This is a genomic window from Ruegeria sp., assembly GCF_965199275.1.
GTDB lineage: Bacteria > Pseudomonadota > Alphaproteobacteria > Rhodobacterales > Rhodobacteraceae > Ruegeria.
This window is the reverse complement of the sequence record NZ_CBDAQX010000024.1, coordinates 261,240-276,284: the sequence shown is the minus strand read 5'-3', so window position 1 is coordinate 276,284 and position 15,045 is coordinate 261,240. Positions and strand designations below refer to the sequence as shown.

At 60.3% G+C, this 15,045-nt stretch carries 13 protein-coding genes; 11 read left to right on the top strand and 2 right to left on the bottom strand.

Features of this window, described 5'->3' with window-relative positions; translation table 11 throughout:
• Window positions 1-7 precede the first annotated feature (7 nt).
• From ACOERD_RS26245 to ACOERD_RS26195, 11 genes are all read left to right on the top strand, one after another.
• Window positions 8-1,111: an energy transducer TonB gene (locus ACOERD_RS26245; RefSeq protein WP_419740969.1), complete on the top strand. Its 1,104-nt coding sequence runs from the start codon at window positions 8-10 to the stop codon at window positions 1,109-1,111.
• Window positions 1,108-2,427: a Tol-Pal system beta propeller repeat protein TolB gene (tolB, locus tag ACOERD_RS26240; protein ID WP_419740968.1), complete on the top strand. Its 1,320-nt coding sequence runs from the start codon at window positions 1,108-1,110 to the stop codon at window positions 2,425-2,427. Before ACOERD_RS26245 ends, tolB begins: the two co-directional genes overlap by 4 nt.
• Window positions 2,428-2,511: 84 nt before the next feature.
• Window positions 2,512-3,018 carry a peptidoglycan-associated lipoprotein Pal gene (gene pal, locus ACOERD_RS26235; RefSeq protein ID WP_170462258.1) on the top strand — a complete coding sequence of 169 codons (507 nt, stop codon included), beginning with the start codon at window positions 2,512-2,514 and terminating at the stop codon, window positions 3,016-3,018.
• A gap of 4 nt (window positions 3,019-3,022) precedes the next feature.
• Window positions 3,023-3,847, top strand: coding sequence for a tol-pal system protein YbgF (gene ybgF / locus ACOERD_RS26230; RefSeq protein ID WP_419740967.1), 825 nt, complete (start codon window positions 3,023-3,025; stop codon window positions 3,845-3,847).
• Complete coding sequence (tilS, locus tag ACOERD_RS26225; protein ID WP_419740966.1) at window positions 3,838-5,097, top strand: tRNA lysidine(34) synthetase TilS; 1,260 nt, start codon at window positions 3,838-3,840, stop codon at window positions 5,095-5,097. The genes ybgF and tilS overlap by 10 nt, the downstream gene beginning before the upstream one ends.
• Window positions 5,098-5,173: 76 nt before the next feature.
• Complete coding sequence (ftsH, locus tag ACOERD_RS26220; RefSeq protein ID WP_170639309.1) at window positions 5,174-7,090, top strand: ATP-dependent zinc metalloprotease FtsH; 1,917 nt, start codon at window positions 5,174-5,176, stop codon at window positions 7,088-7,090.
• A gap of 95 nt (window positions 7,091-7,185) precedes the next feature.
• Entirely contained in the window at window positions 7,186-7,761 is a 576-nt protein-coding gene (locus tag ACOERD_RS26215) for an MOSC domain-containing protein (protein WP_419740965.1), read from the top strand.
• A gap of 165 nt (window positions 7,762-7,926) precedes the next feature.
• Window positions 7,927-9,603: a formate--tetrahydrofolate ligase gene (locus tag ACOERD_RS26210; protein WP_419740964.1), complete on the top strand. Its 1,677-nt coding sequence runs from the start codon at window positions 7,927-7,929 to the stop codon at window positions 9,601-9,603.
• Between the two features lie 60 nt (window positions 9,604-9,663).
• The gene (locus ACOERD_RS26205; protein ID WP_170377821.1) at window positions 9,664-9,969 is read left to right on the top strand and encodes a chorismate mutase; all 306 of its coding nucleotides are present in this window, start codon (window positions 9,664-9,666) and stop codon (window positions 9,967-9,969) included.
• 51 nt (window positions 9,970-10,020) lie between these two features.
• Window positions 10,021-10,911 carry a bifunctional methylenetetrahydrofolate dehydrogenase/methenyltetrahydrofolate cyclohydrolase FolD gene (folD, locus tag ACOERD_RS26200; RefSeq protein ID WP_419740963.1) on the top strand — a complete coding sequence of 297 codons (891 nt, stop codon included), beginning with the start codon at window positions 10,021-10,023 and terminating at the stop codon, window positions 10,909-10,911.
• A gap of 278 nt (window positions 10,912-11,189) precedes the next feature.
• Window positions 11,190-11,867, top strand: a complete 678-nt coding sequence (locus tag ACOERD_RS26195) for a LytTR family transcriptional regulator DNA-binding domain-containing protein (RefSeq protein WP_419740962.1) — start codon at window positions 11,190-11,192, stop codon at window positions 11,865-11,867.
• A 3-nt stretch (window positions 11,868-11,870) separates the two neighbouring features.
• Here the strand turns inward: ACOERD_RS26195 and pdeM are convergent, their stop codons facing one another.
• On the bottom strand, window positions 11,871-12,533 hold the full coding sequence (pdeM, locus tag ACOERD_RS26190; protein ID WP_419740961.1) for a ligase-associated DNA damage response endonuclease PdeM: 663 nt from the start codon (window positions 12,531-12,533) through the stop codon (window positions 11,871-11,873).
• Window positions 12,534-12,574: 41 nt separating this feature from the next.
• Window positions 12,575-14,986, bottom strand: coding sequence for a ligase-associated DNA damage response DEXH box helicase (locus tag ACOERD_RS26185; RefSeq protein ID WP_419740960.1), 2,412 nt, complete (start codon window positions 14,984-14,986; stop codon window positions 12,575-12,577).
• Window positions 14,987-15,045 lie beyond the last annotated feature (59 nt).

Sequence of the window (15,045 nt, the reverse complement as noted above, 5' to 3'; positions counted from 1 at the left end):
TCGCGCGGTGGATACCGGCACCAAGATTTCAGCGATTGCGCATGTCAGCCTGATCAGCTGGGCGTTGTTCGGCGGCACCTTCCGGTCCGAGCCGCTGCCGACGCAAGTGCAGGATGTTTCCGTGATTTCGGCTGAGCAATTCGCAGCGCTCACCGCGCAGCGCGATGCGCCTGAGCTGCCAGAGTCGCCGGGTACTCTGGAACAACCTGACGCGCCGGAACCTGAGGTCAGCACCCCTGAGGTGACACCGGAAGAACAGCCGCGCCCTGAACCCGTGACGCCTGCAGAGCCGGAGCCTGAGACTGTCCCCGAAACGGTCGAGGTTCCGCCTGAACCTGAGTTGCCCGACCAACCTCCGACATTGACGGAACCGGAAACGGCCGCCTTGCCGGTGCCGCCGGGGCCTGCAGCGCAACCCAGCCCGGCTGAGCGTGTCGCCCCCGAGGCTATCGCGCCGCCTCCGCCCGAGGCTGAGCCGGATGAGGTGGAAACGCCCCCGGTCTCACTGGACGAAGGCGCTGAGACGCAGCAAGAGCAACAAGATCAGACGGCCCCTGAAGAAGCCGCGCCTGAGATCGTGACTGAGGCCGAAGAGACCAACGAGCCAGCACCTCTTACCTCTCCACGTCCGCGTGTGCGGCCCAACCGTCCTGAACCCGCGCCTGAGGTTGCGGAAACCCCGGAACCGGCCTCGGAAACCCCAACGCCAACGCCTGCGCCGGACAATAGTGACGCCATCAATGACGCGTTGTCCGAAGCCCTGGCGGGTGGAACGGAACCCGCCGGCCCGCCGCTCACCAGCGGTGAAAAGGACGCGATGCGCGTTGCCGTGTCGCGGTGCTGGAATGTCGGATCACTGTCGACCGATGCGCTGAACGTAGTGGTGACGGTTGCGTTCTCGCTCAATCGTGACGGTACGGTCATCGGCGAGAGCATTCGGTTGCTGAATAGCTCTGGCGGTGCTGCGGGTGCCGAAAATCAAGCCTATCAGGCGGCCCGACGGGCAATTTTGCGCTGTGGCGCGCGTGGATATGATCTGCCTGCTGACAAATACGATCACTGGCAGGATATTGAGATTACATTCAATCCCGAGAGGATGCGGATCAAATGATGAAACTTCTGACCAGCCTCTTTCTTGGGCTGACCTTGGTGTCGGCTCCGGTTTACGCTCAGAACAGCCCCCTGCGGTTGGAAATCGACGAAGGCATCATCGAGCCGATGCCCTTTGCGGTTCCCAACTTCGTGCCCGACGGCCCGGCAGCGACGCAGTACGCCAACGATATCTCGCGTGTCGTCGCAGCGGATCTGACCGGAACGGGGTTATTCCGCGAAATCTCCTCGGACGCGTTTATCAGCCGGGTCAGCAGCTTTGACGCTCCGGTCCAGTTTGCCGATTGGAAAGCGATCAACGCGCAGGCTTTGGTGACAGGGGCGGTGAACGTCTCGGGCAAGCGGCTGACGGTTCGGTTCCGGGTCTGGGATGTGTTCTCGGGACAGGAGCTTGGGAACGGTCTGCAGTTGGCGGGCACCACGGATGGCTGGCGACGCATGGCGCACAAGGTTGCTGATCAGGTCTACAGCCGGATTACGGGCGAGGGCGCCTATTTCGATAGCCGCGTTGCTTTTGTGTCGGAAAGTGGCCCAAAGAACCAGCGCCTCAAGCGTCTGGCGATCATGGATTATGATGGGGCCAATGTTCAGTACATGACGGATAGCGCGGCCATCGTTCTGGCCCCGCGCTTTTCGCCGACGGGCGAGCAACTGCTCTATACCAGCTACGAAAGCGGTAGCCCGCGGATCTACATTCTGGATGTCGGTCGTGTGCAACGGCGCGAGCTGAGAACGCAGGACGGCACCATGAGCTTTTCTCCGCGCTTTTCGCCGGATGGGCGATCGATTGTGTATTCACTGATTCAGGGTGGCAACACCGATCTGTGGCGGATGGATCTGGCCTCGGGCCAAAGCACCCGCCTGACCAACACGCCTGCGATTGAAACCGCGCCCAGCTATTCGCCGGATGGCAGCCAGATCGTGTTTGAAAGCGACCGCTCAGGTACGCCGCAGCTTTATGTGATGGCGGCAAACGGCGGCGAAGCGACGCGGATCAGCTTTGGTCAGGGGCGGTATGGTACGCCGGTCTGGTCGCCGCGTGGTGATCTGATTGCCTTCACCAAGCAGAACAAAGGCCGCTTCCATATCGGCGTGATGCGCACCGATGGCAGTGAGGAACGCCTGCTGACGTCGTCCTTTCTCGACGAAGGCCCGACCTGGTCGCCAAACGGCCGCGTCATCATGTTCACCCGCGAGACGCAGGGCGCAAGTGGACGGGCGACGCTCTATTCCGTGGATATCTCGGGTCGAAACCTGCGCCCCGTGCGCACGCCGGATGGCGGCAGCGACCCGTCCTGGGGGCCATTGCAGAATTGATCGCCGCCAATGCGAGGCAAAGTTCACAAGAAACAGTCGCTGTGATAGACAGGCGGCAACAAACAAAACAACGAGGCACTTGAGATGAACGTATTGGGCAAAATCCTGGCCTTGGGCGCGCTAAGCGTGGTCGCGGCTTGTACCAACAATGATCCTTCGGCTTTGGGTGGCAGCGGCGCAGGTGGTAGCGGCTCGATCGTCGCGGGTTCTCCTAGTGATCCGCGCTCGCCCGCGTATTTCCAGCAGACGGTCGGGGATCGTGTTTTGTTCGCGGTCGATCAGTCCACTCTATCGCCGCAGGCGCAGACGGTTCTGCAAGGGCAGGCGGAATGGTTGCTGGCCAACCCGGATTACGTGGCAACCATCGAAGGTCACGCGGATGAGCAGGGCACGCGGGAGTACAACCTTGCGCTGGGCGCACGTCGGGCTAATGCGGCGCGCGAATACCTGATTTCGCGTGGCGTGGCGGGCAACCGTCTGACGACCGTCAGCTTTGGCAAGGAACGCCCGATCGAGATTTGCAGCACCGAGGACTGCTATTCCAAAAACCGCCGTGCGGTGACGGTGCTGACCGGTTCAACCTTGGGGTAAGACGATGAGAGTTGCAGGATGTGTTCTGGCCGCAGTTGTGGCAACAGCGGGCGTGGCGCAAGCACAGGATCAGCAGACCCTGGCGGATATCCGGCAGGAGCTGACGGTGCTTCATGTCGAGATACAGCGCCTTAAGCGTGAGTTTTCGACCACCGGCTCTCCCGCGCCGAACCTGTCCGGAAGCTCGATCCTTGAACGGGTCGATGCGATAGAGGCCGAGCTGCAGCGCCTGACCCGTCAGACCGAGCAACTGAACCAGCGTGTCCAGAACATCGTGACCGACGGCACCAACCGGATCGGCGATCTTGAGTTCCGTCTGGTTGAGCTGGAAGGCGGCGATCTATCGACACTGGGTGAGACCTCGACTTTGGGTGGTGAAGGGGAATCCACCGCTGCGGTAACACCCGCGCCGACGGAGCCGAACACTTCGGACCAGGGCGAGCTGGCCGTTGGCGAGCGAGCGGATTTTGACGATGCGTCGCAGGCGCTGGCCGATGGTGATTTCCAGACTGCTGCCACGATGTTCGCACAATTTGACACTTCATATCCCGGTAGCCCGCTTGCACCCGAGGCGCATTTGAACCGCGGTAAAGCGCTCGAAGGGCTCGGGGATACGCGCGAGGCCGCGCGTGCATTCCTCGCCAGCTTCACCGGAGATTCCGAAGGTGCCGTGGCGTCCGAAGCTCTGTTCGAACTTGGCGCAGCTTTGGGCCGTTTGGGCCAGACCGATCAAGCCTGCATCACCTTGTCCGAGGTTGGCGTGCGCTTCCCGTCCTCGGGTCAAGCCTCAAGTGCGGTGCAGGAAATGGCCTCCTTGGGGTGTTCTTGACCCCGCCACTCGACACACTGACATCCGATCTGCGCGCCCGGTTGCCTGAACGTTTGCCGGAGCGTCTGGGCATCGCGGTCTCGGGCGGAGGGGACTCGGTTGCCCTGATGCACCTTTTGCACCGCATTGCGTCGGATGAGGGGGTGGAACTGTTCGCCGCCACGGTCGACCACGGTTTGCGCGCCGAGTCGGTGGATGAGGCCCGAACGGTTGCAAAGCAGGCGGCCGCGTTAGGTATCCCCCACGAAATTTTGCAGTGGCAGGGGTGGAATGGCGTAGGCAATCTGCAGGATCAGGCCCGGCAGGCGCGGTATGCCTTGCTGACCGAGTGGGCGAAGAGCAACGACATCAGCGCCATTGCATTGGGCCATACGGCGGATGATCAGGCCGAAACACTTCTTATGCGACTGGCCCGTTCGGCCGGGGTGACGGGACTGTCGGGTATGCCAAGCAGTCGAATCCACGATGGGATCGACCTGTTGCGCCCTATGCTAGGGATCACTCGAGACAGGCTGCGCGCCTACTTGACCGAGATCGGCGCGCAGTGGGTCGAGGACCCCTCGAATCAGGATACACGCTTTGACCGGATCAAGGCGCGGCAAGCCGTGTCTGATCTGGAACCGCTAGGCATATCGGCCGAAACCCTGACGCGTGTCGCCGACAACCTCACACAAGCGCGTGAGGCGCTGGAACGCTATGCGCAGGACTCCGCCCAACGGGTAGCTACGGTCGATGCCGGGTCTGTTGTGCTGGATCGCGAGGGCTTCGCCGCGCTGCCTGAAGAAATCCGGCGTAGGGTTCTGGTTGGCGCTGTTTCATGGATCGCGGGCCCCGGCTACCCGCCGCGCCAATCGACTGTGGATCAGGCGTTGCAGGCCATTCTGAACGGGGGTCCCGCCGCAATTGGGGGCTGTTTGCTGTTTTCAAAGGCAGAAAAACAGTGGATCTGCAGAGAATTCAACGCGGTTGACGGCCTGACCGCGAAAATCACGGCTACATGGGACGCGCGTTGGGAGCTGTCCGGCCCCGATATTCCAGGGACGGAGATTCGGGCTCTTGGTGAAAACGGCTTACAGATGCTGCCCGACTGGCGTGCCGCGGGGCGTCCACGGCTTACTTTGCAAGCGTCCCCAGCGGTTTGGAGGGGCGACACTCTTGAGGCCGCACCCCTGGCCGGTTTCGCCAATGGCTGGCGCGCTGATCTGGCCCCTGATTGGCCAGAGTTTCACGCATCTTTTTTATCGCATTGAACCTCAGCCAATCCTCTCTATTTTAAGAAGCAACCCGGCAGGTCCTTGTCTGCCGAAATCTTTTAGGAGAATTTCCTTGGGCAACGCTCGTAATATCGCCTTCTGGGTCGTTCTGTTCCTGCTGATCCTTGCACTGTTCAACCTGTTCAGCGGACCGGGCGGGACACTTCAGGGCAATGAACGCACCTATTCCGACTTTGTCAGCGCCGTTCAAAGCGGTGAGGTTAAGAACGTCACGCTGGATGGTGAGCAAATTCGCTACACCACACAAAGCGGCGCGAATTACACCACGATCAAACCCGGTGACGCCGAGGTCACGAAGCTGCTGATCGATGAACAAATCCCTGTCGAAGCGGTCAAGCAGCAGCAATCAGGCTTCCAATCGTTCCTGATCACTCTGTTGCCCTTCCTGCTGCTGATCGGCGTTTGGGTCTATTTCATGAACCGCATGCAGGGTGGCGGCAAAGGCGGCGCGATGGGCTTTGGCAAATCCAAGGCCAAGATGCTGACCGAGAAGCACGGCCGCGTGACCTTTGATGACGTTGCTGGTATCGACGAAGCCAAGGAAGAACTGGAAGAGATCGTTGAGTTCCTGCGCAACCCGCAGAAATTCAGCCGTCTGGGTGGCAAGATCCCCAAGGGCGCGCTGCTGGTTGGCCCTCCGGGTACCGGTAAAACGCTGCTGGCCCGCGCGATTGCGGGTGAGGCGGGTGTGCCGTTCTTCACTATCTCGGGTTCTGACTTCGTTGAAATGTTCGTGGGTGTTGGTGCGAGCCGTGTCCGTGACATGTTCGAGCAAGCCAAGAAGAACGCGCCTTGTATCGTATTCATCGACGAAATCGACGCCGTGGGTCGCCATCGTGGTGCCGGCTATGGCGGTGGTAATGATGAACGCGAACAGACGCTCAACCAATTGCTGGTCGAGATGGACGGCTTTGAGGCCAACGAAGGTGTGATCATTCTGGCCGCGACCAACCGTAAAGACGTTCTGGACCCGGCTCTGCTGCGTCCCGGCCGTTTCGACCGGAACGTTACTGTTGGGAACCCCGACATCAAAGGCCGCGAGAAGATCTTGGGCGTCCATGCGCGCAAGACCCCTCTGGGCCCTGATGTTGACCTGCGCATCATCGCGCGTGGTACTCCGGGCTTCTCGGGTGCGGATTTGGCGAACCTCGTGAACGAGGCGGCGCTGATGGCCGCGCGCGTGGGCCGTCGCTTTGTCACTATGGAAGACTTCGAGAACGCCAAGGACAAGGTGATGATGGGGGCTGAGCGCCGCTCGATGGTGCTGACCCAGGATCAAAAGGAAAAGACCGCCTATCACGAGGCTGGCCATGCTGTTGTTGGTCTGGAATTGCCGATGTGCGATCCGGTCTACAAGGCGACGATTATCCCGCGTGGTGGTGCGCTGGGTATGGTTGTCTCGCTGCCGGAAATGGATCGCCTTAACTACCACCGTGATGAGTGTGAGCAGAAGCTGGCCATGACCATGGCGGGCAAGGCGGCCGAAGTCATTAAATATGGCGAAGACCATGTTTCGAACGGTCCGGCGGGCGACATCATGCAGGCCAGCCAGTTGGCGCGCGCGATGGTGATGCGCTGGGGTATGTCGGATAAGGTTGGCAATATTGACTATGCCGAAGCCCATGAAGGCTACTCGGGCAACACTGCTGGGTTCTCGGTCTCGGCCCATACCAAAGAGCTGATCGAGGAAGAGGTGAAGCGCCTGATCCAGCAAGGCTATGAGCGCGCGCACCAGATTCTGACCGACAAGAGTGAGGAATGGGAGCGTCTGGCGCAGGGCCTGTTGGAATACGAAACCCTCACCGGTGACGAGATCAAGCGTGTGATGAATGGGGATGCGCCGACCGAAGGCGATGACGAGGGCGACAGCCCGGATCAGGGCAGCGCGCCCAGCGTCACGGCCATTCCCAAGACCAAACCCAAGAAATCTCCGCCCGAAGGGGGGATGGAGCCGGAGCCAACTGCATAAACAAGAGAAACCCGAGGTCCAGACCTCGGGTTTTTTCTTTTCATCCGCCAACTGCTGGTCATTATGCGGGCAAATGGATGAAGAAGGAAAACCCCATGCCGTTCCTGCGTGAAACCGAATACTCTGCCGAGGTCGTCTGGTTGGGGCGCGTCCCGGCCGGTCAGTCACTGCGCGCTCAGCCCGTTGAGGGGTTGGAGTTTGGCTTTGACGGGGTGCAAGGCGAACGGCACGAGGGGCTCAACCGTGCCTCCTGCGTGCGTGTCAGCAATGTCTATCCGAAAGGCACCGAGATTCGGAATGTCCGTCAGGTGTCGATTCTATCAGCTGAGGAGCTGTCCGAGATTGCCGCCGCGATGGAAATGGACAAGCTTGATCCGTCCTATTTGGGAGCTTCGATCGTGCTGAAGGGCATCCCTGATTTTTCCCATATCCCGCCGTCTTCGCGCCTGCGCGCCGAGGCGGGTTTGACGATTACAGTCGATATGGAAAACGCACCTTGTGTCCTGCCCGGACGTGAGATCGAGGCGGATCACAGCGGCTACGGTGCCGCCTTCAAACCAGCCGCGCAGGGGCGGCGGGGGGTCACTGGCTGGGTCGAACGGCCCGGGGACCTGCATATCGGCGATCGTCTACAGCTGTTTGTTCCCGATCAGCCGCTCTGGCAGCCATAGCGCTCATTCGTTTCCGATTGGAAACGCTTGAATTTGGGCGACGCCGTTTCGCGGCACGAATATGTCGGAATCCTTAGCCACTGCTTGGGTATGCAACTGTATGGGTTTGACAGCACCGACGCGCCGCGTCGGTTTTGCACGGCATTCAATCAGGGACCCTGCCCAATGAGCTACAAATCTGACATCGAAATCGCTCGCGAAGCGAACAAGAAGCCGATTCAGGAAATCGGCGCAAAGATCGGTATCGAATCTGCCGATCTGCTGCCCTACGGCCACGACAAAGCGAAGGTCAGCCAGGACTTCATCAACTCGGTCCAGGACCGCGAAGATGGCAAGCTGATCCTGGTCACCGCGATCAACCCGACCCCTGCGGGTGAAGGCAAGACCACCACCACTGTGGGTCTGGGTGACGGCCTGAACCGCATCGGCAAAAACGCGATGATCTGTATCCGTGAAGCTTCGCTTGGCCCGAACTTCGGCATGAAGGGCGGCGCTGCAGGTGGCGGTTACGCGCAGGTTGTTCCGATGGAAGAGATGAACCTGCACTTCACGGGTGACTTCCACGCGATCACTTCGGCGCACTCGCTGCTGTCGGCGATGATCGACAACCACATCTACTGGGGCAACGAAGCTGAGATCGATGTTCGCCGCGTCGCATGGCGTCGTGTGGTCGATATGAACGACCGCGCTCTGCGTCAGATCACGGCCTCTCTGGGTGGCGTGTCGAACGGCTTCCCGCGTGAAGCAGGCTTTGACATCACCGTTGCGTCCGAAGTTATGGCGATCCTCTGCTTGGCAAACGACCTGAAAGACCTGGAAAAGCGTCTAGGCGACATCATCGTGGCGTACCGCCGCGACAAGACCCCGGTTTACTGCCGCGACATCAAGGCAGAAGGCGCAATGACCGTTCTGTTGAAAGACGCAATGCAGCCGAACCTGGTGCAGACGCTGGAAAACAACCCGGCCTTCGTCCACGGCGGCCCGTTCGCGAACATCGCGCACGGCTGTAACTCGGTCATCGCGACCAAAACCGCGCTGAAAGTTGCTGACTATGTCGTGACCGAAGCGGGCTTTGGTGCTGACCTGGGTGCCGAGAAATTCATGAACATCAAGTGCCGCAAAGCCGGCATCGCACCGTCGGCCGTTGTTCTGGTTGCCACCGTGCGCGCGATGAAGATGAACGGCGGCGTTGCCAAAGCCGACCTGGGTGCCGAGAACGTCGACGCGGTTCAGTCTGGCTGTGCCAACCTCGGCCGCCACATCGAGAACGTGAAGTCCTTCGGTGTGCCGGTTGTTGTCGCCATCAACCACTTCGTCACCGACACCGACGCCGAAGTTGAAGCGGTAAAGAGCTACTGCGCCGATCACGGTGTTGAGGCAGTTCTGTCGCGTCACTGGGAGCTGGGCTCGGAAGGCTCGGCGCCTCTGGCTGAGAAAGTTGTTGAAATCGTAGAAGGTGGCACCGCGAACTTCGCGCCGATCTACCCCGACGATATGCCTCTGTTCGAGAAAGTCGAAACCATCGCCAAGCGCATCTACCGCGCGGACGAGGTTCTGGCAGACAACAAAATCCGCAACCAGCTGCGCGAGTGGGAAGATGCGGGCTACGGCAACCTGCCGGTCTGCATGGCGAAGACCCAGTACTCCTTCTCGACCGACCCGACCCTGCGTGGCGCACCCACCGGCCATTCGGTTCCGGTGCGTGAAGTTCGCCTGTCCGCAGGTGCTGGCTTCATCGTGGTTGTCTGCGGTGAGATCATGACCATGCCGGGTCTGCCGCGCAAACCTGCCGCTGAGACAATCCGTCTCAACGAAGAAGGTCAGATTGAGGGCTTGTTCTAAGCCGATTTTTGAACCATCTCGTGGTCCGGGGATTACACCCCGGGCCATGAGGAGATCACGATGCCCACTCTGACACCGCCGCAAGACTGTGAGACGATGCAGGACTTGCGCGTTCAGATCGACAAGCTTGACCGCCAACTGATCGAGATGTTGGTGACGCGCGCGGAATATATTGATCGCGCCTCGCAGTTGAAGCCAGGCGAAGGCCTTCCGGCCCGAATCCCGGACCGTGTCGAAGAGGTGGTGCAACGTGTGCGCGCAAGCTCGGATCAGTTGGGGATGGACCCGGATCTGGCCGAGAAGCTCTGGCGCATATTGATTGACTGGTCGATTGCCCGCGAAGAGCGCGTGATTGGCCCTGACTGAACACCCGGGCGCTTGGCGCCCGATCCGTTTTTGGAAAGAAGGGATCACAGGATGGTAGCCCAGGTTATCGACGGCAAAGCCTTTGCGGCCAAAGTGCGCGCGCAAGTGGCCGATCAGGTTGCAAAGCTGAAAGAAGAAAACGGCATCACGCCCGGTCTGGCAGTGGTTCTGGTGGGTGAAGACCCGGCAAGCCAGGTTTATGTGCGCTCAAAGGGTAAGCAGACCGTCGAGGTCGGCATGAACTCCTATGAGCACAAGCTGGACACCGACACCTCGGAAGAGGACCTTTTGGCGCTGATCGGCAAGCTGAACAACGATCCGGCGGTTCACGGTATTCTGGTGCAGCTGCCTCTGCCCAAGCACCTGAACGAAGACCTGGTGATCAACTCGATTGATCCGGCTAAAGACGTTGATGGCTTCCACATCTCGAATGTGGGCCTTTTGGGTACCGGTCAGAAGTCGATGGTGCCCTGTACCCCTCTGGGCTGCCTGATGATGCTGCGCGACTACCACGGCTCGCTTTCGGGCATGGATGCGGTTGTGATTGGCCGCTCGAACATCGTGGGCAAGCCGATGGCGCAACTGCTGCTGGGTGACAGTTGCACCGTGACCATCGCGCATTCGCGCACCAAGGACCTGCCGGACGTCGTGCGCCGCGCTGACATCGTTGTCGCAGCCGTAGGCCGCCCCGAGATGGTTCCGGGCGATTGGATCAAAGAAGGCGCGACCGTGATCGACGTGGGCATCAACCGCATCGAGCGTGATGGTAAAAACAAGCTGGTTGGAGACGTCGACTACGCCAGCGCCGCTGAACGTGCGGGCGCGATCACTCCGGTTCCGGGTGGTGTGGGTCCGATGACCATCGCCTGCCTTCTGGCCAACACTCTGACCGCGTGCTGCCGCGCCAACGGCCTGCCAGAGCCCGAAGGCCTCACAGCCTGATCCACGACTTCGTCGGACCGCGCTGTGCGGTCCGAGTCTAACGTCACGCAGGCCGGGTCAGCGGCCTGCGCCCAAACCTATGCATGAATTGTGTTTTACAGGACCTCAATTCATGATATCCGTTATTTTCCAGTCAGTTGGCGAGTAAACATTGTGACTGTCCAAGACGTTCTGACTGGGTCTTGGGCCGTTGTTCTGTAGGTATGACGTTAAACATCGGGCTATTGCGTTCTCTTTGTGCCCCACAGCGGGTGGTAGCAGGCGTTGTTTTCCTACCCTTGCTTGCCTACGTATTCCCCCCTTTTCTGGCCGCAGAGCTGTCTTTTTCCCTGCGTTTGCTGTTCTGGGCTGGCGTTATGGTGTTGGCTTTGGCCGCCATTTGGGCTGCTCGGAACGTGATTGAACGACATCAGGTTTTGGAGCAACTGCCCGCGCGTGATCTGGCATATGCGGTCGTGATTCTTGCGATGTTTACTCCGACCCTCTGGCTTTTGGCGTGGTTGCTGTTCACTTGGGGTGGTCATATGGCGCCTGAGATGGCGACTGTTGCCAGCTACGGCATATTATTTGCAACCGGCCTGTTGCTGGTGCGCCGGGCCGAATGGCATGATGGCAAGGTCGAAGCCGAGCCTGAGCCAAAGACTATGCCACGGCTTGCGCGCCGTCTGCCCGAGAGTTTTCAGGGTGAGTTCTACCGCCTGACCGTGCGCGACCACAATGTGGACGTCGTTACGTCTGAGGGTACCTTTACGATCCGCTCTCGCTTTACCGATGCAATAGACGAGATGGAGCCCGTTGCGGGCCATTGCTCGCACCGGTCACATTGGGTGTGCGATGAGGCAGTGGTAGGTGTTGAGCGGTCCGAGGGCAAAGTCTTCCTGCGTCTGGTCAATAGTGATCTTGTTCCGATCAGCCGTAAGTATCGGCCGATGCTGGAAAAGGACGGCCTGATCTGAGGCTTAGCGCGGCATCGGGATCATCTGCGGTTTAGGTCCCGTCATGATCGCCAACGCCTTCGGTTCCATCAGATCAGTTAAAACCTGATCAGAACTGCGCAACCCGCCGGTATAGGTGCCAAAGGCCGGCAGGATCAGACGATTTGAATCGAACAGAAAAGCCGGGCGGGTAATGCTTCGGCCACCCGCGCGTAGCGTGGCCTTTGGGTGATAGTGACCTGAAATCTCGCCTTGTGCCCCGGACTGCGCAATATGGCGAAAGGTGAGCGTGTCGCAGGTCCACTCGGCCAGATGCGTACCGCCGAGCACTACCGGGCCGGGGTCGTGATTGCCCTCTATCCATATCCAGCGACGCCCGGCTTGTAGGGTGGCAATGCGCAGCCTCTCGGGGCCGGGCAGCGACAGGGAGGCATCCAGATCATCAAAGCTGTCGCCCACGCAGATTACGGTTGCAGCGCGCGTATGCTCCAGATCTTTGGCCAGCCTGTCCAACGTGTCCCGACTCTCATAAGGCGGCAGGATCGCGCCACTGCGCCGGGCCATACGCTCGGACTTGCCAAGATGTAGGTCGGAGGCGCACAGCAATTGTTGCGCGGGCCACCACAATGCGCCCGAGGGTAGGGCGATCAGGTTCTGCCCGGCAAAGGAAAATTCAACGTTGTTCATGGAACGTTCTTCGCGCGTTTTGCGCGCCCGCGCAAGGTGGATCAGAGCGTATCCAGCCCGGCCGCCTGCAGCAATCGCGCGCTTTCTTCTGCCAGCAAGCGTTCTTCGGCGGCCCCTTTGACCGGGACTTTGCCAACTTCAAGGAACAAGGGCGCGGCCAGAGGTGACACGCGACCCAGCCGAACCAGATCAATACGGTCGCCAATCCGCTCCACCATGGCCTCGATCCGGCCGAAATCGACGAGGCCGCGCATCGCCTCTTCTCGGGTGATCTGCATCAAAAGGTGGTCGGGGTCGTATTTCAGCAGTGTATCGTAGAGGATATCTGAAGAAAATGTCGCCTGCCGTCCGCTTTTGCGTTGCCCGCCGGTGTTGCGCTCGATCAGGCCAGCAATGGTGGCTGAGGCGCGAAAGGTGCGCTTCATGACGGCATTGCCCGCCAGCCATGTGTCCAACCCGTCGCGCAGCGCATCAAGCCGAAACAGAGGCGTTGGATCGGTTACTGCGTCCAATCCCCAGATCAGGGTCGCGTAGTCGGTTGCAACAAAGCCAAGAGGGGCAAGGCCGGTTTCCTCCATGCGTTTGGTGAGGAGCAGGCCCAGGGTTTGTTGCGCGTTGCGTCCGGCGAAGCCGTAGACACAAATATGCTCGCGCCCGTCGCTGGGAAAGCTCTCGACCAGCAGGCGATCGCGTTGCGGCAGGCGAGAGACATGCCTCTGCAACTTCAACCAGTCGGCTGTGTGTTGCGGCAGCTGAGGCCAATCGGACTGCGCGAACATGCGCAGGATACGGTCGCTCAGCTGCGTTGAGGTGGCGAACTTGGTCCCTGCAAAAGTGGCGATTTTGGGCTTCTTGTCGGCACGGCGGCTGACTTCGACAACAAGCTCGCGCAAGCCCTCGTAGCGCACGATCTGACCGCCGATCAGGAAGGTGTCGCCGGGGGTCAGAGTGGCTGCAAAACCCTCCTCAACCTCGCCCAGCGGCTTGCCGCCCCGGCTGCGTTTAAGACGGACTTTCAGGGTATCGCTGTCCTGAATAGTGCCGAGGTTCATCCGAATTCGGGCCGCGGCGCGTGGGTCTCTTAGCTGCCACAAACCATCGGCGCGTTGCTGCAAACGTTGCCACCGATCATAGGCGCGCAGGGAATAGCCGCCGGTCGCGCAGAAATCGAGGCAGTCGTCAAACTCGGACCGTGTCAGTTGCGCGAACGGCCCGGCCGAGGTCATCTCGGTAAACAGTGCATCCGGATTGAACGGTCCTGCAGATGCCGCGATCAGGATATGTTGGCACAGCACGTCTCGGGGGCCTGCGCCGCGCGGCTCTCCGTCCAGATCATGGGCTTTTGCGGCCTCAAGGGCGGCCACGCATTCGACCACTTCAAACCTATTGGCAGGGACCAGCAAGGCTTTGGACGGCGCGTTGTAGCGGTGATTTGCCCGTCCGATTCGCTGAACCAGCCGCTTGACGTTCTTGGGCGCGCCGATCTGGATGACCAGATCAACGTCACCCCAGTCGATGCCCAGATCGAGAGAGCCGGTGCAGACGATTGCGCGCAGATCACCTCGGACCATGGCGGCCTCGACCCTTTCGCGCTGCTGGCGATCCAGACTGCCGTGATGGATGCCGATGGGCAAGCTGTCCTCGTTTGCAAGCCACAGATTGTGAAAGAAAATTTCGGCCTGCGCGCGGGTGTTGTGGAAGATCAGTGTCGTCTTGTGTTGGCGGATTTGGTCCAGCACTGCCGGGATCGCATAGGCCGCGCCTCCGCCCGACCATGGCGGCATCTCGGCAGTTTCCAGCATCGCGATGTCGGGATCAGGGCCGGGGTCGGCCTGAATGATCTGACACGGGTCGGGGTGACGGGCCAGAAAGCGGGCAATGGCCACGGGGTCCTCGACCGTGGCTGACAAGCCCACGCGGCGCATGTTCGGGCACAGAGTCTGAAGCCGCGCCAGCGCCAGCATCAGTTGATCCCCGCGTTTGCTTTCGTCCAAAGCATGGATCTCATCGACGATCACACGCTGCACCCCATCAAACATGCGCGGAGCGTCCTCATATGAGGTCAGCAGAGCAAGACTCTCGGGCGTGGTGAGCAGGATATGCGGCGGGTCAGCGCGTTGGCGTTTTTTCCGCGTGGCCGAGGTATCGCCGGTGCGGTCCTCGATGCGGATGGGCAAGCCAATCTCTTCCACGGGCGTGCGCAGGTTCCGTTTGATGTCTGCTGCAAGGGCCTTGAGAGGCGACACGTAGATCGTGTGCAACCCGCTATGCGCGCCATCCGAAAGCTCGGCTAGTGAGGGCAGAAACCCTGCCATCGTTTTGCCGCCACCCGTGGGTGCAATCAGCAAAATGGCCGGATCTTGTGCCCGGTCGAACATGTCCTGCTGATGAGCGTGGATGGTCCAGCCCTTGGTGCTGAACCAAGTGCCGATCCGGGCGGGAATCTGCGTCATGTGCGCAGACTACCCCTGTCATCCCGGTGTAGAAAAGCGTGCAATTTTGACCCCCTAAG